This window comes from Veillonella sp. DNF00869, assembly GCF_001553345.1.
GTDB lineage: Bacteria > Bacillota > Negativicutes > Veillonellales > Veillonellaceae > F0422.
Genome location: NZ_KQ960769.1, coordinates 1 through 23299, shown reverse-complemented (window position 1 = coordinate 23299; position 23299 = coordinate 1). Strand labels below are relative to the sequence as shown.

The following is a 23299-nucleotide window of genomic DNA, read 5'->3' as shown; positions in this document are numbered from 1 at the left end:
GCCACAAGGCTACTACTCGTAATGGCGTTCCTCAGGGATAGTAATATGTATATGATATATTTTATCTAATATGAATGTATAAAAGTTCTATATAGTATGATAAATCTATACTATGAATTACTTTACAGTGAGAATTAATATTGTTATACTTTAACAATATTAAATTTTTTAATTTTGGTATTATTGGATAAGGAGTGTCATGTGACGATGGAAAGTTCAGGACAAAAACAGTTTAAGAGCAAGTACCATATTTTAGTATGGATTGCTCTATTATCATTAGCACTGATTGGTATGGTTGAGTATGGATATTATTTACAAAATAGACCTCCATTCAAATGGCAGATTTATTTAGGTTTGATTCCATTTTCATCTTGGGTGATATTAACGTATTTGACAACAAAACCAAAATGGTTTACTACACGTTATAATGTAGGTGAAATGTACAAGGTACACCGTATTGTAGGTATTGTAGTAACGGCAATGCTAGGTATTCATTGGTATGTATATTTTGGACATGCAAAAACACCGTTAGGCTGGTGGGGCGGATATGTAGCTCTTGTAGGGATGTTTATTGCTTTTTTAGTAGGGATTCTATTCCTGACTCCTTGGTTTAAAGGTATTGCTACATCTATGCCTCGTAAAGCAGCGGTTTGGATTCATAGATTGAATTTAGTAGCGTTAATTGGTGCCAATATTCACGTACATGGATTTAAACGTTTATCTGCGATGGTTCCATTCTTACAAGTATATGATGTACTTACGTATGGACTAGTGATCTATTACATCTATTGGATGTTTAAGAAAAGAAACTAATTCCGCTATATAGCCTGTGGCGTTCGTAATTGAATAGGGCAAAGGGAAGCCCGTAACACACCCCTTCTCAAACTATACAGTGGTTATGTTTGTTCAGGGGCATGTTACGGGCTTCTATGTTTGTGTGATTCGGGGAGTTAAGGAACGCCACAAGGCTACTACTCGTAATGGCGTTCTTCGGGGAGGGGGTTCTTTTATCTATCATTGATGTTAGCTTGGTTGCGTGATATAATTTATATAAGGCCAAAGGGCCTTTTCTTTTTATATGAAATGGTATTACTCGATGTCAGGTATGTTATTTCATAGAGAATGTATCGTATTGATACATGAATAGTGGTATGTTAACAATATATATTGTGTATGTATAGCAGTACGGATAGTAATATATAGTGATGCGTACAGTGTATGGTGTAACCATAGTATATGCATAATGTATAGTAAGGCTTATACATGCTATATATGAGTTGTATATGTTACCTCTATGTGTGATAGCAACGGCATTGATGTAGACAGGAGATACTATGTTTTTAGATGACACGATTGCAGCGATTGCGACGGCTCCAGGGATTGGCGGTATTGGTATTATCCGAGTCAGTGGTCCTGAGGCTTGTGATGTTGTGAATCGTATCTTTCACAGTAAACAATCTATCCCACTGGGTGAGCGCCAGACGCGAACGATTCATTATGGTCATATTGTCCATCCTAAGACGGGCAAAACTTTGGATGAGGTCATCGTGGTGTTGATGAAAGGTCCTCATTCCTATACGGCGGAGGATGTGGTAGAGATTCAATGTCATGGCGGTTTTGTGTCAGTCCGTGAAATACTGAAAGTCCTTCTTTCAGAGGGAGTACGTCAGGCAGAAGAAGGGGAGTTTACGAAGCGAGCGTTTTTGAATGGTCGCATTGATTTAACCCAAGCGGAAGCCATTATCGACATTATTGATGCGAAGACGGAGCAATCTTTGGAAGTGGCAGTGAATCAATTAGACGGTACCTTATCCAAGTATATTCGCGCCTTGCGAGATGAGTTAATCGCTATGATTGCCCACCTAGAGGTAACTATCGATTATCCAGAAGAAGATATTGAAGACGTATCGGCTCAAGAGGTACGGACGGGATTAGCTCCCATCCTTGAGAAGATGGACAATCTATTGGCGACGGCACAGCGTGGCAAGTTATTGCGTGATGGTGTGATGGTGTCCATTATTGGTCGTCCTAATGCGGGCAAATCTAGTTTGATGAACGCTTTACTTCGTGAGGATCGTGCCATTGTGACGAATATTCCAGGCACAACCCGTGATAGTATTGAAGAATTTTTAACTATCCAAGGGATTCCTGTGCGCTTAATTGATACCGCAGGGATTCGTGAGACCGAAGATATTGTGGAAAGTATGGGTGTTGAAAAAGCACGTCAATACTTAGATAAAGCAGATGTGGTAGTCCTTGTCATTGATGGGTCCAAACCACTGGATCCGGAAGAGCAAGAGTTGCTACAGCTCATTACGAATCGTCCAAGTATTATCTTCTTGAATAAAGCAGACCAAGCGCAATGTGTTAGCAAAGAAGAGATTGCGGCACTGGGGACTTTCACAGAGATTGTCACCATCAGCGCGGCCCAAGGGGAAGGTATGGATGAGATGGCGAGGGTCATTACATCCTTGGTGCAAGGAGGTTCTGTGCAGGCTAGTCATGAGGCGATGCTCAGCAATGTGCGCCACATCACCTTGATGGAACAGGCGAAAGTTAGCTTGGACCAATCCATTCTTGCCATAGATAGCGGTATGCCTATCGATTTAATCGTCACGGACATTCGCGCTGCTTGGGAGCTACTGGGTGATATTACTGGTGAAAGTTTACGTGAATCCATGGTGGATGAATTATTTAAACGATTCTGTTTAGGAAAATAGGAGAATACATGTATTTAGTAGATACGTATGATGTGATCGTCATTGGCGGTGGTCATGCTGGTTGTGAGGCTGCTTTAGCCACAGCTCGCATGGGGCACCGTACCTTGATGGCCACATTGAATTTAGATAACATTGCCCTTATGCCATGTAACCCAGCGATTGGGGGACCTGGTAAAAGCCATCTAGTGTGCGAACTAGATGCATTGGGCGGTGAAATGGGCATCAATGCGGATGCGACGGCTATCCAAATGCGCATGCTTAACACAGGAAAGGGACCTGCGGTACATTCCCTACGGGCCCAATCTGATAAAGTAGCCTACCAACGCCGTATGAAAGAAGTTTTAGAAAACACGGAGAACCTCAATGTGAAGCAAATCATGGTTAATGAATTGCTCATTGAAGACGGTGTTGTGAAAGGCATTGTGTCTGAATTAGGAGAAGTATACCAAGCCAAGGCAATCATCTTATGTACGGGTACGTACTTAAAAGGCAAGATTATTACTGGTGAATTGGCGTACACAGGTGGTCCTAATGGACAGCGAACAGCGGAATTGTTGTCTCAATCGTTATTGAACCATGGCATTAAGTTAATGCGATTCAAAACAGGTACACCAGCTCGTGTCGATAAACGAACCTTGCACACAGAGAATATGGAAATGCAACCTGGTGACTCTCACCATAGAGCCTTCTCCTTTATGTCTGATTGGATCGACCGCAATGAACAAGTATGTTGGTTGACTTTCACGAATCAAAATACACATGATATCATTCGTGGCAATTTACATCGTGCCCCTATGTACACGGGCGTCATTGAAGGGACAGGCCCAAGATATTGCCCATCCATCGAAGATAAAGTGGTTCGTTTTGAAGATAAACAACGCCATCAATTATTCGTGGAACCAGAAGGCAATCACACCAACGAAATGTACGTCCAAGGTATGAGCACAAGCTTACCAATCGATGTGCAATATGCGTTCCTACGAACTATCCCTGGTTTGGAAGATGTAGAAATCATGCGTCCAGCTTATGCTATCGAGTATGATTGCTTAGATCCATTGCAATTGACACCTGCTTTACAAGTGAAGCATATCCAAGGTTTGTATTCTGCAGGTCAAGCGAATGGTACATCTGGCTATGAAGAAGCGGCAGCACAAGGCTTGATAGCAGGTATCAATGCAGCCTTATGGTTAGAAGGAAAAGAGCCATTTATCTTATCTCGTTCCGAAGGCTACATCGGTGTGCTTATCGACGATTTGGTAACGAAAGGAACGAAAGAACCGTACCGCATGATGACGAGCCGCAGTGAATATCGCTTGTTACTTCGTCAAGACAATGCAGATATGCGCTTAACAGAAAAAGGCTATGAAATCGGACTTGTTAAGGAAGAACGATATAAAGCTTTCAAAGAGAAACAAGGTAAAATTGAAGCAGCCATTCAATTATTAGCGGATACACCTGTAAACCCTAGCGAAGAAACGCAACAAATCTTAGATTGTATTGGTACACCTCGCATAAAAACGGGCATCAAGGCGTACGATTTGGTGAAACGTAACGAACTATCCTATGGAGTAGTGGCAGAGGCATTCGGATTGCCTCGCTACGAAGCGCCAGTAGAAGAAGAAATCGATATTACCATTACTTACGATGGATATATAAAAAAACAAATGGAACAAGTAGAAAAGGTTCGCAAATTAGAGGCTAAGATCATTCCTCAAGATTGGGATTATACAGCGATGAAAGGTATATCTTTAGAAGCCATTCAAAAATTGAACGCTGTACGCCCCCATTCCATTGGTCAAGCGAGCCGTATTTCTGGGGTGTCCCCTGCGGACATTTCTGTGCTCTTAGTGCAAATTGAGCAGTACTACCGTGAAAGAGGTTAATATGATATTTTCAGACTATGTGAAAGCCCACACCAACACTTATGGTTTGGATCTCACAGATACACAAATTGACCAACTGCAACGGTTTTATGAACAAGTAGTGACCACCAATGAGCATATGAATTTGACGGGAATTACTGACCCAGAAGAATTTGCTTTAAAACATGTGGTAGACTCTCTATCTTGTTATGACCCTAAGTATTTTACCAAGGGTGCAACGGTTATCGATTTAGGTACAGGAGCCGGCTTTCCAGGGGTTCCCCTAGGCATCTATGATCCGTCCTTGCAGATTACTTTATTTGATTCCTTACAAAAGCGACTCCGCTTTTTAGATGCTGTTATTGAGGACTTAGACTTACAAGGATTACAAACTTTACATGGCCGTGCAGAAGATTTGGCACATCAAGAGTACCGGGAATCTTTCGATCTTCTCACTAGCCGTGCGGTGGCTCGCTTATCCATCTTATTGGAATGGGGACTTCCCTATGTGAAAGTAGGGGGCTACATGGTGGCATTAAAAGGCTCTATCGTGCAAGAAGAATTAGAGGAAAGTAAACGTGCTGTATCCATCTTGGGCGGTGAAATTGTAGAGGTCAAAGAAGTGACGTTACCGACCTTAGAGGATAAACGAGCTATTGTGTATATCAAAAAGGTAAAACCTACGGCTAAGAAATACCCTCGAAAACCAAAAGAGATTAAAATAAAACCTTTATAGCTATGCACTATAACTCATAATAAAATATAGAAAAATGCTTATAAGTTATATCTATGATATACTTAATGAGTACTCTTTACATGTGCGGTCACGTTGTGTTCGCACATGTTTTATATTTGCAATACAAGATTGAGGTGAGACAATGGCAATCTATAACGGACGATTACCAAAACTCAATGAAGATGAAATAAAACGATACTCCGGATTAAAACATGCGGAGGGATTTCCAGAGCAGTATGTGAAAGAAGCTGCCCTAGAAGTACAATTAGTGGCAGAACCTCGTGGTGTGTACCAATGCTATGATTACGATGCAGACACACATACAATTCTTAGTAACCCGCCTATGGTGCTGGATGCTACAGGCATCATTCGTCATTTAGGGAATGCTAAAAAAGTATATGTTCTCGCTGTCACAGTAGGAGAAGCCGTAGAAGAACGCAGTTCTGCTTTATTTAAAGAAGGCAAATCTACACTAGGTCTTCTTGTGGATGCAGCGGCTACAACCGCTGTAGAACAAGTGGCAGATCAGGTAAATGAACTCATCGACAGAGAGGCAAAAAAACAAGGTTTTAAAACGACATGGCGCTTTAGCCCAGGCTATGGCAACTGGCCTGTCACAGTACAACAAGAATTTGCTAAGATTATTAAGACAGAAGAAATTGGATTGACGGTGACAGACACAAGCATGCTATTTCCACGTAAATCAGTAACGGCTATTGTGGGCTGTCAAACAGTAGATGAAGAAGGACCAAAAACACAACGAGGTTGCACATCTTGTAGCCAAGTAGAGTGCGCATCTCGTAAGTTGCCAGAGAAGGGGAGAACGTCGTGCATTTAAACAAACGTATCGTTTGTGATAGATAGTACTGAAAAGGTATCCTATGTGGGATATCCTTACGATAGTTATACTTTTTTTAAATAATAAATTGATGTATAGATAAGTAGCGTGATGTACTGATACTGGGGAAGAGTATAGTCATCGTTATACGAAGTATATTGCCTTGGGCGAGCAATGTGCCTGATACATAAGTGAGGGACATATGGTATATATTATAGATGGCGGCATGGGTACCATGCTGCAAGCGGCAGGTCTTGGTGACGGGGCTTGTCCAGAATTATTTAACGTAGAACATCCGGACGTAGTGGAGCATATCCATGCAGAATATTTACGTCACGGTAGTGATATTATTACGACTAATACCTTTGGTGGAACAGCGTTAAAACTGGATGAATACCAATTGGGTCATCGTATGGATGAAATCAATCGTGCTGCCGTGAAAGTAGCACAAGCGGCTCGTGATAAGATTAATCCGAATGCAAAAATCGCAGGTGATATGGGTCCTAGTGGTCGTTTTATGGCGCCATTAGGGGTGGCTCAATTTGATGAGATTTATGAGACTTTCAAAGACCAAGCAAGAGCCCTTATCGATGCAGGGGTAGATTACCTGATTATTGAAACGATCATCGATATCCAAGAAATGCGTGCTGCCTTGTTGGGGGCTAAAGATGCTCGTGATGAGTTAGAAAAAACAAAAGAGGATGTAAAAATTATCTGTCAGTTCTCTTTCAGCGAAGATGGACGTACTATTACAGGCACACCACCAGAAGCAGCAGCTATCTTGATGGATGCTATGGAAGCAGATATCGTAGGTATTAACTGTTCCTTAGGACCTGAACAATTATTGCCTCTGGTAGAACGCATGGCAGCAGTAACGAACTTGCCAATTAGTATTCAGCCGAATGCAGGTATGCCACAACTCGTAGGGAAAGAAACTATCTTCCCATTAGGACCAGAAGAGATGGGCGAATATGCACCTCGTTTCCTCGACGCAGGGGCAACGTATTTAGGTGCTTGTTGTGGTAGTACTCCAAAACACATTGAATCTATTGCCAAAGCGGCACGAGCACATACACCGGCAGAACGACCACATGTAGAACCGTTTACGGCTTTCACAAGTCGTACTAGCGTAGTGAAAGTAGGTTTGCAAGAAAAACCGATCATCATTGGGGAACGTATTAATCCAACAGGCCGTAAAGTGTTAGCAGAAGAAATTCGCAAGGGTAGCTTCTTAATGGTAAAAAAAGATGCTTTAGCCCAAGTAGAAGCTGGGGCAGACGTGTTGGATGTTAACATGGGTGTCACAGGTGTTGATCCAGGGGAAACGATGAAACGAGCTATCGAAGAATTAACGATGCTTGTGGAGGTTCCTTTATCCATCGATACATTGGATCCAGTGGCAATGGAAGCTGGTTTGAAAGCTTACCCAGGTCGTCCATTGTTGAACTCTGTGAACGCAGAGCCAGAACAATTGGAAGCGGTATTACCGTTAGCAAAACGTTATGGTGCAGCGTTATTATGCTTGCCATTAGGTAAAAAAGAATTACCAGAAACGGCAGAAGAGCGTGTGTCTTTAGCAAAAGAAATTGTCTTAGAAGCGTACAACTATGGATTGCGACCAAATGATTTATTGCTTGACCCATTGGTGTTGACCTTAGCAAGTAGCCAACATGCAGCAAGAGAAACATTAAAAACATTAAAACTCTATGCAGAAACTTTTGGATTCCCAACAGTGATGGGTTTATCTAATATATCCTTTGGCTTGCCACAACGGGCGTACTTGAATGCACAATTCTTAACGATGGCATTGAGCAGTGGTTTGACTTGTCCTATCATGAACCCAATGAATGAAATCGTACGAAAAGCTTTTATTACAGGCCGCACATTTATGGGCTTTGACCCAGCTGCAGCGGATTTTATTGCTGAATATGGTGATGACGATGAAAATGCAGTGGTGACGAAAAAGGTAAAAGCTACAGCAGAAGCCTTCCATAGTGATGATCCTATTGAATGCATTAAACATGCCGTAGAACAAGGGGAAAAAGAGGCGGTTGTGCCATTGGTAAAGGAAGCCTTAGCACAAGGCCTAGATCCACTAGAGGTGACTCGTAGAGGTTTATCCGATGCTATGGCAGTAGTTGGTGAAAAGTTCGGCTCTGGTAAAGCGTTCTTGCCACAAGTTATGCTAGCAGCAGAAACGATGCAAGCGGCTTTCACAACGATTAAAGAAGTGTTGCCAGAAGGTACAGCAGAGAAGAAAGCGACGATTATCTTAGCTACGGTAAAAGGTGATATCCATGATTTAGGTAAGAATATAGTATCTGCGTTGTTAGAAAACAATGGATACCAAATCGTGGACTTAGGAAAAGATGTATCTCCAGAAGAAATTGTAGCAGCAGCAAAAGAGCATAATGCCCCGATTATTGGGATTGCCTCTTTGATGACTACAACGATGCCGATGATCAATGAAACCATCGCAGCCATCCGTGAATCAGGAGTGGATGCGAAGGTACTGGTAGGTGGAGCTGTATTGTCACAAGCCTACGCAGATGAAGCCGGGGCTGACTCCTATGCCAAAGATGGTATCTCCGCGGTGAATATAGTGAAAGGCTTATTAGGTGATGAATAGTTAGCATACTATAACACTTAGTAGGCAGAATTCCCAGAAGAGTTACTCCATGAGATGAGGTATCTAGAAGGATTAGATGGCTTAAAATCCTTTATAAAAAAATATATAAAAAGGAACATGGCAAAATCATGCCATGTTCCTTTTTATTTGTATGTAGATATGCGTTGAATACGGACTCCATCACACGTGTATTGTGATTAACCTGTAGGATGTTTCACGTGAAACATTACTGAGAAATACCGCTGAGTATTTTAATTCTTATGATAGAATTTCCATTTGTAATAAACTCGATTCCTTTTCTATAATCGTAAGTTGGCATATATACGCCATAAAAAAGAACGTGAACGCCTTCTTTATTATATACCATACTAGGTTGACCATATTTTGTATAAATGTCTGCTATACTATCTCCGACAGCGATACCTCTAGCAGTGACAGCATCTCGGTTATCTATAGTTGTCATTGTTGTTTCCGGAAAGTGTTTGTTACTTACGTGGAAGGTGATGCCTCCGTAAATTACTCTATTTGGTTTAAGAGCAGTAGGGTCCCCCAAACTTTTATAAATAGCATCGGTAGTAGATCCTACAGGGATGCCTGCTACTATTAAGTCTGTTGCTGGTAGTTCATTTCCTTTTACATGCATCGCTTGCAATTGTGAAGTGGAAAAGAGAGAGAATAAAAAGGCGATAACAAGTATCCAAGGACGTAGTTGTTTCATCATGAGCCTATCCTTTCATAGTTACTATAAATCATATGAAAATCGTACTGTATATAAAACTATTTGTCAATGTTTAAAAGTGTCTATATAGTGAGTTCATAGAGAAAATGTTTCACGTGAAACAATTAATTAGATAGAGGTCATAATGTTTCACGTGAAACATAAAAATATATAAAAAGATGGAGAAATACTCATAGCTTTCATATAAAATACAAAAATATATGTTATAATGTGATAAGACTATAAGAAAGAGGTGAAATAATGGCTAGAATTATTGCCGTAGCTAACCAAAAAGGTGGCGTTGGTAAAACGACAACTGCTGTAAATTTAAGCGCATCTTTAGCCGTAGAGGGAAAACGAGTACTCTTATTAGATTTAGATCCTCAAGGAAATGCTACAAGTGGATTAGGAATAGATAAAGAAGACATTGAACAAGGCGTATATGAAATGCTTGTAGATGATGTATCTATCACAGATATCATAGAATCTACAGTAATAGATACTCTGCAAATTGCGCCAACAACGATAGATCTAGCTGGGGCTGAGGTGGATTTGGTAGCTATGGAAGATAAAGGCTATACTTTGAAACAGTGCATAGCACCTATCGTAGAGGACTATGATTATATCCTTATAGACTGCCCACCATCTTTAGGTATGCTAACCATTAATGCCTTAACCGCTTCTAATAGCGTGTTAATTCCTATACAAACAGAGTTTTATGCTCTAGAAGGTGTTAGCCAATTAATCAAAACAATCGAACTTGTACAAGAAGAATTAAATGAAGATTTAGAACTAGAAGGTGTGGTTCTTACTATGTACAATGGACGTACCAAACTAGCTGTACAAGTGGCAGAAGAAGTAACAAATTACTTTGGAGAGTCTGTATACACAACAACAATACCACGAAATGTGAAATTAGGAGAGGCTCCTAGCCATGGTTTACCAGTTGTTATCTATGATAAACGATCCAAAGGAGCTGAAGTATATTGTGCTTTAGCGCGGGAGGTAATAGAACGTGGTGCTTAAAAAAACAAAAGGTGGACTTGGTAAAGGCCTAGGGTCTTTTGGATTGTCTGGTTCTTTTAAAGATGGACATAAAAGTGGCTATGAAATTGATATTACTAAAATAAAACCTAATCCCAATCAGCCTCGTAAACGCTTTTCAGAAGAAGATATGGAGACTTTAGTAGCTTCTATTCAGGCTCATGGATTGATTGCGCCTATTGCGGTTCGCAAGGTAGATGATTATTATGAAATTGTAGCTGGTGAAAGACGGTGGCGTGCCTGCCAGCAGGTGGGACTTACTAAAATTCCTGTGGTGGTGCGAGACTATACCACAGAAGAAGTGAGTGAAATTGCTTTAGTAGAAAATTTACAGAGACAGAACCTAAACCCTATCGAAGAAGCTTTTGGGTATCAATATTTAATGGATACCTTCAAAAAAACACAAGAAGAAATTGCTACTATTGTAGGTCGCAGTCGTTCCTATGTGGCCAATATTGTGCGATTATTACAATTACCGGAGTTTTTACAAGAGGAATTGGAAGTAGGGGCGCTAACAGTGGGTCAGGCTAGACCTTTATTGGCATTAGCTGAAGAACATTTGCAACTACAAGCGCTGGAACGCATTAAGGAAAAAGGCTTAAATGCTCGTCAAATAGAACAACTTGTGAAAGAACTACAATCTGGGAAGAAACGTTTGACATCTACACAACCAAAAGCAACGGCGGAGTTACGAAAGTTAATGCAGAGACTCAAACATAGTTTAGGTGCTCCTGTAGATATTCGCTTAAAGAATACTAAAAAAGTGCAAGGTACTATTGAAGTTTCTTTTAAAAGTGAAGAAGAACTAATGCGTTTAATTAGCTATATTGAAGGTGAATAGAAAGGAAGTCTATGGTATTAGAAACAACTAAAGGGAATCGCTTGCACATAGGCTTTTTTGGGCGTTGCAATGCAGGTAAATCTACTCTGATTAATACTCTTACAGAGCAACAGATTTCCTTGGTATCTCCCATTGCGGGGACTACGACAGATCCAGTGTCTAAAGGGATGGAATTATTGCCCTTGGGTCCAGTGATGATTGTAGATACAGCGGGTATTGATGATACATCGGAACTAGGTTTGTTACGGGTAGACAAAACGAAACAAGTATTATCAACGATGGATCTAGCAGTGTATATGATGCGTACTGATGTTGAGCCAATTCCGGAAGATATAGAGTGGTTACAACAATTAGAAAGTAGACATATTCCTACCTTAGTAGTGATTAACGAAGTAAAAGGATGCAAGGGATCTGATTTTATTAAATCCCATGGGGAATTACAACCTTATACATCACAGGTCATAGTAGCAGACGTGAGTGATAGTACAAGCCGAATGGTGTTATTAGAGGCATTAAGTAAATTAAAACCAGTTGATGAAGAGGTACAATCTTTGTTAGGTGGTTACATTGAAGAAAAGGATGTATTTGTTTTAGTATGCCCTATTGATGAATCAGCTCCTAAAGGTCGTATTATTTTGCCACAAGTGCAAATGATTCGTGAAATTTTGGATCATCATGGTATGGCTATGGTGTGCCAAGTAGAGGAGCTGGCCACTACATTGCAGCAATTGCAGAAATCACCTAAATTGGTTATTACTGATTCCCAAGCCTTTGAGGCGGTGAGTCAAATTGTGCCAAAGGATATAGCTTTAACAAGCTTTTCTATTTTGATGGCACGATTTAAAGGAAAATTAAAAGATTTAGTGGCAGGTGTACATGCTATAGAGCAATTGCGAGCGGGTTCACATGTATTGATCAGTGAAGGCTGTACACACCGCCAACAATGTGAAGATATTGGAACAGTAAAAATTCCAAGATGGCTAACAGCAAAAGGCTACACAGACTTACAGTTAGAGTGGACCAGTGGTGGGCATTTTCCTCATGATGTATCTAAGTATGATGTTATCATTCATTGTGGGGGGTGTATGTTGACACGCCGAGAGGTATTACGACGTATTGATGTAGCCACTGTCCAAGGGGTGCCAATTGTTAATTATGGTGTTTTGATAGCCTCCTTACATGGCATCTTGCAACGTGCTATACAGCCATTTGAACATGAATTAGAATAGAAAGGATTATTGTGTTAGAACAACTATTACCTTGGTTACCATGGATACTAGGAAGTATTGTGTTACTGTTAGTATTACATGCGTTCAGTTTGCATATACGAGTAAGTCGCCTTACCAAACGGTATCGATATTTTATGGATGGAGAAAATGGACAAAGTATTGAGCGACGTCTTGCTATTGAAGTGAAAGAATTACGAGATATGGCAAGTACTTGGGAAACCATTTTATCAGAACAAAAAGTGATTCAATCTACACAAGCACAAACATTTCAGCATATTGGATTTGTGAAATATAATGCTTTTGAAAATATTGGCAATGAATTGTCCTTTTCCTTAACGTTATTAGATGGAAATTTCAATGGTATTGTCATCTCTAGTGTATATGGACGAAATGAATCGCGTATTTTTACAAAACCAATTGTAAATGGTAAAAGTTTAGCCAGTCTTTCACAAGAAGAGTTAGCTAGCCTGCAATCTGCTATGGGACAACGAAGCAATGGAGATGTGTTAGCAAGTTCTTCTGTGTCAGCATAGAAAGGATGTTATATGCAAATACCTAAGTGGTTGCAGTCACATCTGAAACAAGATGGTAATGACTGGAATTTGCAGTTTACAAAACAACAAATAAAGACGATAGCCATTATATTAATTGCCATTTTAGTTATCTTTTTGGGATTTGGTATCTGGGGGATAGCGCGACAAGTAGAAGTGTTGCAATTGCGCCAAGAAAATCAATTACAAAAAGAGCAATTACGATTATTAGACCAAAAAGTAGAAGTCTTGGATAAAAAAATGAAAACTCTTGATGAGCTAGATCAAAATATTAGAAATATGATCAAAGGCACAGAGTCTGGTACACTGCAGAAAGCAGATGGAAACACCCAAAATAAAGAAGAGAAAGAGGACCCTTCTCCCAAAAGCTCAAATAAGACTTTCACAACAACTCAACTATCTGCACGTATATCTAGCTTAGATCGTCAAGCACAACGTCGTATGGTATCTATGTATACCTTATATAATGTGCTAAGAGAAGGGGTAGGCAAAGATATTAGAGAATTACAATCTTTGCTAGCCATGGAAGGAGATGCTAGTGATGCTAATAGCCACATGCCATCAATCTGGCCTGCTAAAGGCGTCATCAGTTCTACCTTTGGGGCGCGACAAGATCCTGTCTATGGTGGTGGTGCCTTCCACGAGGGGTTAGATATTGCTAATGATACAGGAACAACAATAGTAGCTACGGCGGCAGGTACTGTAACTTATGCAGCCTATGCTGGAGGGTATGGAAATTTAATAGAAATTGATCATGGTAATGGATTTATTACAAAATATGGGCATAACTCAGCACTCTTAGTACAAGCGGGAATGACTGTGAAAAAAGGACAATCCATTGCACTTATGGGTAGTACTGGTAAAAGTACGGGTAGTCATGTTCACTACGAAGTGAGGGTGAATGGTGTGGCTACGGATCCATTATTATTTTTGCCCATTCAATAGGAGGCAATTATGAAATCCTATGTACAAGTTTATACAGGTGATGGCAAAGGGAAAACAACAGCAGCCATCGGTCTAGCAGTGCGTGCTGCAGGAGTAGGAAAGAAAGTACTACTACTTCAATTTATGAAATCTAAGGTGTACTCAGAACATGCTGTATTAGATCAATTAGATCCTATAACAGTAGAAACCGTAGGAAAACCTTTTTTTATTATTCCCGAAGGTATGAAAAGCGATGAAGAGTTGCGCCGATGGGGAGATGATGTAGTTGTATTTCCGAAGGGGCAGCCGCCACAAGAATACAAGGATTTGATTCACATAGGTCAAGAAAGAGCTTTACATGCTGTGGCAACAGGAGATTTCGATATTGTTATCTTAGATGAATACAATATGGCTTTGTTTTTTGGATTAATTGAAGAAGAAGAGGGGCGTGAGCTCCTAGCAGCTCGAAATCCAAATGTAGAAGTGGTATTTACAGGCCGTGGTGCCCCACAATGGCTTCTTGACGAAGCGGATTTAGTCACTGTTATGGAGTCATATCGTCATTATTATGATCAGGGCGTAGAAGCACGTCTTGGTATTGAGCATTAAGGGTAAAGAATGTTATAATTTAAGTATTAACATCGTATAACATACTGAAAGGTAGGTGGTATCGTGTCACTATGGATGATTCTATTGCTATTGGTAATAGCTGTCATCATAGCCATTCTATGTATTCCTATCACATATAGTCTGAAAGTAAGTTCACGCAAGCCCTATGAATTTGACTTCCGATTAGAATGGATGTACCGAGTGTTAAAGGTGCATCTCGCCTATAAGCAAGGCCATTCCTTGTTTAAGGAAGTTTATGTATTAGGGTCTATGAAAGTCGGCTCTGCCCGTGATTACGAGGATTGGTTAAATCGTAGGGTAAAAGAAGAGCTAGATCCCTTAGCGACGGACGACGAGCAAGATGATGTAGACACAAAACACGTGGAAGAAGAAAGAGATCCGTATCCATTATCTGGATATACGGGCCCAGAGCCAGTAACATCTGTACGATTTGATGCGAATGGATATGTCTTGGATCCAGTAGATTCTACATCACCACAAGAAGAAACGACGGAAGAGAAAGAAGATACAAAAGATTTACCAACATTTTGGTGGTGGAAACATGTATCAAATCCTAAACTCTATGAAGCACTGTTTATAGTTAGTAAGCAATGTGTTAGTCATGCTAGTCCTAGAGTATTCCGATTAGAAGGGGATTTTGGAATTCCTAAACCTTATGAAATGGGTCTCATTACTGCAACAGCCTATACAGTGTGTCCCAAACAAGTGGAAAAGGTTAATTTCACTTATACGGAATTTGCCTATACAGGCAGTTTAGAAGTAAAAGGACATATGCAGTTAGGTGTATTTGCTTTCTATGGAACTCTATTTATAGTAAAAAAAGCAGTTAGAGAGTGTCTACTGGACAGCGTAAAAGCATTTGTACAGTATCGACGTCGTAAGCAAAGTGCAAAATAAAAACTTTCAGAAGTTGAAGAATAGTAGGAGGTCATGATGGATACTAAACTTACAAACTTAAAAGACAATTTAGAGCCTTTATTTGAGCAATTTAAAGAAATGATTCGTGTAGAAACAGTAGTGGGTGAACCTGTGCAGTTAGGGGATACTACGATTGTACCATTTGTGGATGTATCCCTTGGTTTAGGGGGATGCCAAAAAGCTGGCGGTGGCGGAGCAAAAGTTGAGCCAACAGCTGTGCTTGTAATCAAAGGGGAACGCATTGAATTATTCAATATTAAAGGATCTGCTAAATATACTGGCTTTGATCGTTTAATCGGCATGGTTCCAGAAATTATCAGTAAATTGAAAAAAGAAGAATATGTCTATGTAAGTGAGGATAAATAATAATTAACTTATCATATGGATGTGTAGAATATATTTCATTTAGATTTCATATATATAAAGTATAGTAAGGGGGCAAGGTGATTTGCTAATTGGAAATAACTTTGCTATACTAGATAAATAGATGAAAATATTTCTCACAGGGAGGCTTATACATGAACTTAACTAAAAAGATTGCAACTTTAGGTGCACTAGCTGTAGTTGGTGCTTTCACAGTATCTAACGCTGCTAATGTAGGCGTAATTAACGAAGAAGCTATCTACACGGGCTATAATGGCTTTGGTGCTATCCAAATGCAAATTGATAAATTACGTGCTGAATACGGTCCTAAATTAGAAGGTGAATTCAAGAAACTAAATAACTTTAAAACAGATGCAGAAAAACAAGCATATTTTGATAAAAGTGTTCGTGGCATCCAAGAAAAATATAATCAAGAAGAAGCAAGTGTATTAGCTCCATTGGATAAAAAAGTAGCAGAAGCAATTCAAGCTATTGCAAAAGAAAAAAATATCGATGTATTAGTGGCTAATCCAACATCTGCTGGCGCTGTTAAAGAAGGTAACCAAGTTATCGACTTAACGCCAGATGTAGTAGCACGTATCAACAAATAAGATATAAAGAAAACCCTCAGATCGCAAGGTCTGAGGGTTATTTTTATATTGGCTTATTTATGAATTAAGTTTACAATGAACTCGCTATCTTCCACCAATGTAGCTTGGATGTAGTTGTTGCCATCGAAGTGCAATACTTCCCCTGGTGTTAAGATATGGGATTCTGTTTCGTTAAGGAATACGTTCACTTTACCTTTTACCACAGTGAAGATAACGTTAGCCTCTGGGTGATTGTGTTTTTCCACTTGATCACCAGCGACGCCGCCTTTTTTCACGATTTTGTAGTTTGGGCCATCAAAAATTAAACCTAGTTCTTGTTTTACAGTTCCTGCCATAGTAGAACCTCCTATTCTGGGGACTTTCACAGTGGTGAAAGTCAATCACTGCAGCGAATGTGCTGCCATATATAATATAAAAAGGATAAGCTACTTAGCTTTTAGCAATTGTATATACAGGAATATCACCATCAAGGTTCACGCTGAACGCAAAGTCCGGTGCTACGTGACTGACGAAGGCACTGAACCATGCTTGGAAGGCAGCGGCCATAATAATTGGATTCACGCCCGCTGTTTTCCAATAAGAAATTTGATTTTGGTGATTTCCGTACCAACTAAAGGTAGTATCGGTTTGCTCGATCACAGTATCACTTGGGTCACAAGGCATACCGTTCACATAGTAGTCTTGCATCACAGTGTAGATCGCTGGTGCTGTTTGAGCTGTCAGTTTTTCTTTCGCTTCTGTACCGCACATTGCACCTTGTTTGATAAAAGCTTCTAATACAGCGTCAATGCCATCATCGCCACCACAATCAGTTAAATCTTTGATAAAAGTAGCTTCACGAACAGAAGATGTTTGTAATTGGTTGTGTAACCAACCATGAATATTATTATGGTCGATGATACGATCCAACTGGCGATCTGGAGGAATTGGTTTTCCATACAAATCGATAGCGGTTGCATATAACTCATCTGCTAAATCGTCGAGGCGAGTGTGTGCCTCTTTTTTAATCAATTGTTCGCGTTCAGCGATAAGCTGAATTTTTTTGTATAACCAGAAATGAATGTGTCCCAGTACTGCTGACATGTTAAGCTCCTTTTCGTGCGACTTCTAATTTGGAAACAAGTTCATCCACATCCATGCCGTGAATGCTAGCGGCTTGCCATAATGGTTCCCCCGTGGAGGAAGGACAGCCTAGACAACCCATACCGATGGATTGCAACACAGGCACCGTTTGTGGATACATATCTATAATATCACGAATAATGGAATCTTTTGTAATAGCAATTTCAGATACATTACGACCTGCATTGAGTTTTGCTACTAATTCATCGATGTCCATGCCGTGGATATTTGCCGCTTGCCATAGAGGTTCCCCTGTGGAAGAAGGACAGCCTAGGCAGCCCATTCCCATGGATTGTAAAATAGGAATCAATTCTGGATATACGTCGACGATATGACGAACGATGGTATCTTTTGTTATGAGTTGTCCCGGTGAAAGTGGAGTAGCTCCTTTGTCGTTAGCAGGTGCAGTAGCTTCTGCAAGTCCTGCATTACCTTGACCTGGTAATTTGACCACTGGTTCAGCCGATGCTTTAGCAGCAGATGTTGGGGAATCCACTGTATCTAACACAGCAGCTCGGAATGCGTCGAGACCGATGCGGTCAATGAATTGGCCGATACGCTCGATTTGGGCATTTTCTTTGTAGTAGGCAATCATGCGATCGATGATAGTGAGTACTTCTTCTTCAGTAGCTACTTCTGTGATTAAGTCGCCTAAGCGTGGATGAGCGCCAGCACTACCACCTGCATAGATCTGCCAACCCTGATCGTTGCCGATAACGCCGATATCTTTGGTAATCGCTTCGGAGCAAGAGTTAGGACAGCCAGATACGCCAATTTTCATTTTGGACGGCATTTCTTTAGAAATGTATTTTCGTTCTAATTGCATGCCCAAGTGAACACTGTCTTGTTTTGCCCGTTTACAGAATGTTGTACCAGGGCAAATTTTTACAGAACGCACACGATTGGATACAGTGTGTGCTGGTTCCATACCTAGCATTGCCCATGCTTTGTCTACATCTTCTGCATTTAGGTTGGTAATCATGATGCGTTGTGCACCTGTAATCTTTAAAGTTGCGTGGAATGTGTTTGCCACATCGATAAATTTTTGTAACATTTGTGGTTGTACGAAACCACCAGGTATGCGAGGGGTAATCGCATAGGTGCGTTTTCCATTACGGATACGCTGTAAATTGCCTGCCACTTGTGCCATGTGTATCTCCTTAGTATCGAGTAAATGTTGATAATTTTTATGTATGTGAAAGTTATGAAATATTATATATGACTAGGCGAAAGCCTATGCTCTTAGTATACTATAAGAAGTGAATCTTGTATGTAGCCGAGGCAACTGTTTTTATTCACAAATAATACACGGCTTATACACTGAAAATTTAAAGTTACACACAGAATTATCCACAAAAAGTGATTAAGTTAAGAGAAAAATAAATGTAAAATATAGTTAGTTACGTATTACACACAGAATATACACAAGATAATCACATAGTTATCCACAGCTCGGTATAATAGTTGCAATACTTAGAAGTTGCACACAGAGTATACACAAGATACCCACAGAATTATCCACAAATAGTGTATATATGGTTGGTAAAAAATATTTATAGAGTATTTTATTCAAGTTAGTTATAGCATCTTAGTATGTGGTTTAATTTATATATAACTAGTTGAAAATACATTAGCTAAATACCTTATGAAGCCCATAAGTGTTATAAGGAATTCACTATTGTATATGAAGTGATAGAAAAGAAAGATAAGGATATATATGAAAGTATTATATGAAAATGTACAGACTGCTACCTTTGTAGAGAGACCTAATCGATTTGTGGTCCATTTAGAATTACAGGGACAAATCATAGCTGCTCACTTACCGAATCCAGGTCGTATGTGGGAACTTCTTTTTGTAGGGGTGAAGATGTACGTGGTGCATCATCCAAAAGAAGGTGCGAAAACACAATATCGTGTCATCGGTATTGAACGAGAGGGTGTTCCCATTATGTTGGACACTAATTATTGTAATGACATGGCAGAGTACATGATCGAGGAACAACTGATTCCTGGATGGGAAGAATGGCGAGTGGTACGACGAGAGTACACAGTCGGTCATAGCCGCTTTGATTTATTACTCACTAATGATAAGGGCGAACATTTTTTACTGGAAGTAAAATCTTGTACACTATTTGGCAATCAAGGGGCGATGTTTCCTGATGCGGTGACAGAGCGAGGTCGAAAGCACTTACTACATTTGCAAGAATTACAGCAAGAGGGATATCGTACAGGTATTTTATTCTTAGTGCAATGGGGACGAGCTCTGTGGTTTTCCCCAGACTTTCACACGGATTTGGAATTTACTAAGACATTTATTGAGGTGGCACCACAATTAGATTGGAAGGCCATGGCATTACAGTGGACTTCAGAGTTTCACAGGCCTACGGTGGTACGAGAGTGCCTGTACAATGATGTGGCTGTGCGCATAGAAGCAGAGGACCGAGGCGATTACCTCATGGTGTTGCAGGTGGAAGAGCCAGTGACCTTAACTATTGGAAGTAAAGGAGATATGTACTTTGAACCCGGTTATTATGTGTATGTAGGGTCAGCGAAAGCCAATTTAGAAAAACGTATTGAACGTCACAAACGGAAGCGGAAAAAGAAACATTGGCACTTAGATTATTTGCGAAGTGTTAGTACTGTTGTAGCAGCTTTACCGATTCGCAGTTCCAGTGATTTAGAATGCGAATTGGCGAAGGCGATGAAGGCTATTAGCGTAGACGAGGTGAAAGGCTTTGGCTGTAGCGATTGTCATTGTGATTCACATTTATTCAAAATGGATGTGAATCCTATCCATGATGAACGATTTATGATTGAGGTGGTAGAGCAATTTCGTATGAATCGATTGAATACAATGATGTTGGACAGGTAGCTACAAATCTGTGAGAATATTTATTCAATATATACGTTCACAAGTGTTTATATTTGAGCATATTGAAATTTTTGTGTAAAAAGATAGAAAAAAAGTGCATAAAATGGTATAATAATTTAGTTAATAGATTCGTTTTTAAAAATGAGGTGATACAATGGAGGAAAAGGCTTGGAGTCATGGCAAGATTGTGCCAGTCCAAATCGATAAAGAAATGCGTAGCTCCTACATCGATTACGCCATGAGCGTTATCGTTATGCGCGCCCTTCCAGATGTACGTGATGGGTTGAAACCTGTACACCGTCGTATTCTATATGCGATGCATGAAACAGGCATGACACCGTCAAAACCGTACAAAAAATCGGCTCGTATCGTCGGCGACGTACTTGGTAAATACCACCCACATGGTGATAGTTCTGTGTACGATGCAACGGTGCGTTTGGCCCAAGATTTTAATACAAGATATCCACTGGTAGATGGTCATGGTAACTTTGGTTCTATTGACGGCGACTCCGCAGCGGCTATGCGGTATACAGAAGTTCGTATGTCTCGTATTGCTACAGAAATGCTAGCAGATATAGAGAAGAAAACAGTGGACTTCATGCCGAACTATGATGAATCTTTGGAAGAACCAACCGTGCTTCCTGCAAAGATTCCGAACTTGTTAATCAATGGTTCCGCCGGCATTGCCGTTGGGATGGCAACGAACATTCCGCCCCACAACTTAGGGGAAGTGGTAGATGGTCTAGTGATGCTTATCGACGATCCAGAGGTAGATGTGAACCAATTGATGACAGCTATCAAAGGTCCAGATTTTCCAACAGGGGCGTCTATCCTTGGCCGTGAGGGCATAAAAAAAGCCTATGCCACAGGTCGTGGTAGCATCAAAATGCGTGCGAAAGCTCATATTGAGGCTATGACGAAAGGTAAACACCGTATCGTGGTCACAGAAATTCCGTACCAAGTGAACAAAGCGCGCTTAATTGCAACCATTGCAGATTTAAGCCGTGATAAAATGGTGGACGGCATTACGGCCCTTCGTGATGAAAGTGACCGTCGTGGTCTTCGCATCGTCATCGAATTGCGTGCAGACGTACAACCAGATATTGTGTTGAATAAATTATATAAACATACACAATTACAAGATACATTTGGCGTAATTATGCTAGCATTGGTGAAAGGCCATCCAAAAGTATTGACTTTGAAAGAAGTACTAGGTCATTACTTAACGCACCGTCAAGAAGTGATCGTACGCCGTACAGAATTCGACTTGGCGAAGGCAGAAGCTCGTGCCCATGTATTGGAAGGTTTGTTGATTGCTTTAGATCACATTGATGAAGTGATTCATACTATCCGTAGTTCTCAAACTACAGATATTGCTCGTGCCGCTTTGATTGAAAAGTTCAGCCTTACAGAAATTCAAGCGAATGCTATCTTAGATATGCGTTTAGCTCGTTTAACAGGTTTGGAACGCGAAAAAATCGAAGAAGAACATGCAGCATTGTTAGTGTTGATTGCAGATTTAAAAGCAATCTTAGCCTCCGACGAACGTCAACGTGAAATTATCAAAGAAGAATTGATTGCCATGAAAGAAAAATATGGCGACAAACGCCGTAGTGAAATTACGATTGATACGTCTGACTTCGATGTAGAAGATCTAATTGCTGATGAAGAAATGGTTATCACATTAACTCGTCAAGGTTATATTAAACGCATGAATGCTAATGTGTATCGCAACCAACATAAAGGTGGCGTAGGTGTTGTGGGAATGAAAACAAAAGATGATGATTATGTAGCACAAATTATGCATGTACGTACACATAATACATTGTTATTCTTCACATCTACAGGTCGTGCGTACCGTTTAAAAGCCTACGAAGTGCCAGAAGCATCTAGTCGTAATTCACGGGGTACAGCCATCATTAACGTATTACCTCTTAATGTAGGGGAAACAGTGACGAACATGATCGACTTAGAGCGTATCTCTAGCGATGTGAACCTGTTTATGGTTACAAAACAGGGCGTTGTAAAACGTACGGCTATTGATGAGTATCGCAATATTCGTCGCGGTGGTTTGAATGCAGTGGCATTGGATGAAGGAGATCAGTTAATCTCCGTAGGATTAACCTATGGTAACCAAGATGTATTGCTAGGTACGAAAAAAGGTATGGCTATTCGCTTCCATGAATCTGATGTACGTTTAATGAAACGAGCAGCTCGTGGTGTGAAGGGTATTAATCTCAATACTGGTGACGAAGTTGTAGGCGCTAGCATCATCCACGGCACTGGCGAAGAATGCCAAGTCTTTACTATCAGTGAAGAAGGATATGGCAAACGCAATGTGGAAAGCTCCTATACAGTACAAAAACGTGGTGGTAAAGGGACGAAAAACTTTAAAATCACGGAAAAAACTGGTGAAGTAGTGGCCGTAGAAATCGTGAATGACAACGATGAAATGATGCTTATTTCTGAACAAGGCAAAATCATTCGCTTTGATGTAAATGATATTGCGGTGAAGAAAAGTAAAGCTATTTCTGGCGTGAAAACACAGAACTTAGATGAAGGAGATAAAATTGCTTCTGTAGCGGTTATCTCTGGAGAAGATCTAAAAGAAGACGAAAGCTTGTTTTAATATCGGCTTTCTTGCCATTCTTAATTGAGTAGAAGGGAAGAGCACGACACATTCCTCCGCAA

Annotated in this window: 21 protein-coding genes; 17 read left to right on the top strand and 4 right to left on the bottom strand. The window is 40.3% G+C overall.

The annotated features are described in order from the left end of the window. Positions 1 to 207: 207 nt before the first annotated feature. The 6 genes from HMPREF3032_RS04125 to HMPREF3032_RS04100 all read left to right on the top strand — a co-directional run bounded on the left by HMPREF3032_RS04125 (position 208) and on the right by HMPREF3032_RS04100 (position 8785). A complete protein-coding gene (locus HMPREF3032_RS04125; RefSeq protein ID WP_062402291.1) occupies positions 208 to 813 on the top strand; it encodes a hypothetical protein in 606 nt (201 codons plus the stop codon). A gap of 521 nt (positions 814 to 1334) precedes the next feature. Beyond that, positions 1335 to 2720, top strand: a complete 1386-nt coding sequence (gene mnmE, locus HMPREF3032_RS04120; protein ID WP_062402209.1) for a tRNA uridine-5-carboxymethylaminomethyl(34) synthesis GTPase MnmE — start codon at positions 1335 to 1337, stop codon at positions 2718 to 2720. Positions 2721 to 2728: 8 nt separating this feature from the next. Next, a complete protein-coding gene (gene mnmG / locus HMPREF3032_RS04115; protein ID WP_062402205.1) occupies positions 2729 to 4603 on the top strand; it encodes a tRNA uridine-5-carboxymethylaminomethyl(34) synthesis enzyme MnmG in 1875 nt (624 codons plus the stop codon). Position 4604: 1 nt separating this feature from the next. Beyond that, positions 4605 to 5318, top strand: a complete 714-nt coding sequence (gene rsmG, locus HMPREF3032_RS04110; protein WP_062402202.1) for a 16S rRNA (guanine(527)-N(7))-methyltransferase RsmG — start codon at positions 4605 to 4607, stop codon at positions 5316 to 5318. A 142-nt stretch (positions 5319 to 5460) separates the two neighbouring features. Continuing rightward, the gene (locus HMPREF3032_RS04105; protein WP_062402199.1) at positions 5461 to 6156 is read left to right on the top strand and encodes a vitamin B12 dependent-methionine synthase activation domain-containing protein; all 696 of its coding nucleotides are present in this window, start codon (positions 5461 to 5463) and stop codon (positions 6154 to 6156) included. Positions 6157 to 6358: 202 nt separating this feature from the next. Continuing rightward, entirely contained in the window at positions 6359 to 8785 is a 2427-nt protein-coding gene (locus tag HMPREF3032_RS04100) for a homocysteine S-methyltransferase family protein (protein ID WP_062402196.1), read from the top strand. A gap of 226 nt (positions 8786 to 9011) precedes the next feature. Here the strand turns inward: HMPREF3032_RS04100 and HMPREF3032_RS04095 are convergent, their stop codons facing one another. Then, positions 9012 to 9506 carry a hypothetical protein gene (locus HMPREF3032_RS04095; RefSeq protein ID WP_062402193.1) on the bottom strand — a complete coding sequence of 165 codons (495 nt, stop codon included), beginning with the start codon at positions 9504 to 9506 and terminating at the stop codon, positions 9012 to 9014. A gap of 258 nt (positions 9507 to 9764) precedes the next feature. Here HMPREF3032_RS04095 and HMPREF3032_RS04090 point away from each other — a divergent pair, with 258 nt between their 5' ends. From HMPREF3032_RS04090 to HMPREF3032_RS04050, 9 genes are all read left to right on the top strand, one after another. Further along, complete coding sequence (locus HMPREF3032_RS04090; RefSeq protein ID WP_062402190.1) at positions 9765 to 10529, top strand: ParA family protein; 765 nt, start codon at positions 9765 to 9767, stop codon at positions 10527 to 10529. Next, on the top strand, positions 10519 to 11388 hold the full coding sequence (locus tag HMPREF3032_RS04085) for a ParB/RepB/Spo0J family partition protein (protein ID WP_062402186.1): 870 nt from the start codon (positions 10519 to 10521) through the stop codon (positions 11386 to 11388). The genes HMPREF3032_RS04090 and HMPREF3032_RS04085 overlap by 11 nt, the downstream gene beginning before the upstream one ends. Before the next feature lie 11 nt (positions 11389 to 11399). Beyond that, positions 11400 to 12617 carry a [FeFe] hydrogenase H-cluster maturation GTPase HydF gene (gene hydF / locus HMPREF3032_RS04080; protein WP_062402170.1) on the top strand — a complete coding sequence of 406 codons (1218 nt, stop codon included), beginning with the start codon at positions 11400 to 11402 and terminating at the stop codon, positions 12615 to 12617. Positions 12618 to 12628: 11 nt separating this feature from the next. Continuing rightward, the gene (locus HMPREF3032_RS04075) at positions 12629 to 13150 is read left to right on the top strand and encodes a DUF4446 family protein (protein ID WP_009353585.1); all 522 of its coding nucleotides are present in this window, start codon (positions 12629 to 12631) and stop codon (positions 13148 to 13150) included. A gap of 12 nt (positions 13151 to 13162) precedes the next feature. Beyond that, a complete protein-coding gene (locus HMPREF3032_RS04070) occupies positions 13163 to 14113 on the top strand; it encodes a M23 family metallopeptidase (RefSeq protein ID WP_009353584.1) in 951 nt (316 codons plus the stop codon). A gap of 9 nt (positions 14114 to 14122) precedes the next feature. After that, the gene (locus HMPREF3032_RS04065) at positions 14123 to 14701 is read left to right on the top strand and encodes a cob(I)yrinic acid a,c-diamide adenosyltransferase (RefSeq protein WP_062402168.1); all 579 of its coding nucleotides are present in this window, start codon (positions 14123 to 14125) and stop codon (positions 14699 to 14701) included. A 63-nt stretch (positions 14702 to 14764) separates the two neighbouring features. Further along, entirely contained in the window at positions 14765 to 15619 is an 855-nt protein-coding gene (locus HMPREF3032_RS04060; RefSeq protein ID WP_156439337.1) for a hypothetical protein, read from the top strand. 36 nt (positions 15620 to 15655) lie between these two features. Then, positions 15656 to 16006 carry a GerW family sporulation protein gene (locus HMPREF3032_RS04055; protein ID WP_009353763.1) on the top strand — a complete coding sequence of 117 codons (351 nt, stop codon included), beginning with the start codon at positions 15656 to 15658 and terminating at the stop codon, positions 16004 to 16006. Positions 16007 to 16158: 152 nt separating this feature from the next. Beyond that, positions 16159 to 16614 (top strand): OmpH/Skp family outer membrane protein, encoded by a 456-nt coding sequence (locus HMPREF3032_RS04050; RefSeq protein ID WP_009353765.1) that lies wholly within the window; start codon positions 16159 to 16161, stop codon positions 16612 to 16614. A gap of 53 nt (positions 16615 to 16667) precedes the next feature. Here the strand turns inward: HMPREF3032_RS04050 and HMPREF3032_RS04045 are convergent, their stop codons facing one another. From HMPREF3032_RS04045 to HMPREF3032_RS04035, 3 genes are all read right to left on the bottom strand, one after another. Next, positions 16668 to 16949: a cupin domain-containing protein gene (locus tag HMPREF3032_RS04045; protein ID WP_009353764.1), complete on the bottom strand. Its 282-nt coding sequence runs from the start codon at positions 16947 to 16949 to the stop codon at positions 16668 to 16670. A 94-nt stretch (positions 16950 to 17043) separates the two neighbouring features. Next, a complete protein-coding gene (locus HMPREF3032_RS04040) occupies positions 17044 to 17697 on the bottom strand; it encodes a hypothetical protein (RefSeq protein WP_009353762.1) in 654 nt (217 codons plus the stop codon). Position 17698: 1 nt separating this feature from the next. After that, the gene (locus HMPREF3032_RS04035; protein ID WP_062402162.1) at positions 17699 to 18886 is read right to left on the bottom strand and encodes a DUF1858 domain-containing protein; all 1188 of its coding nucleotides are present in this window, start codon (positions 18884 to 18886) and stop codon (positions 17699 to 17701) included. A 567-nt stretch (positions 18887 to 19453) separates the two neighbouring features. On the opposite strand from HMPREF3032_RS04035, the gene sfsA reads away from it, so the two are divergent. Then, positions 19454 to 20608: a DNA/RNA nuclease SfsA gene (sfsA, locus tag HMPREF3032_RS04030; RefSeq protein WP_062402159.1), complete on the top strand. Its 1155-nt coding sequence runs from the start codon at positions 19454 to 19456 to the stop codon at positions 20606 to 20608. A 154-nt stretch (positions 20609 to 20762) separates the two neighbouring features. Then, the gene (gyrA, locus tag HMPREF3032_RS04025; protein ID WP_062402156.1) at positions 20763 to 23237 is read left to right on the top strand and encodes a DNA gyrase subunit A; all 2475 of its coding nucleotides are present in this window, start codon (positions 20763 to 20765) and stop codon (positions 23235 to 23237) included. Positions 23238 to 23299: the final 62 nt, after the last annotated feature.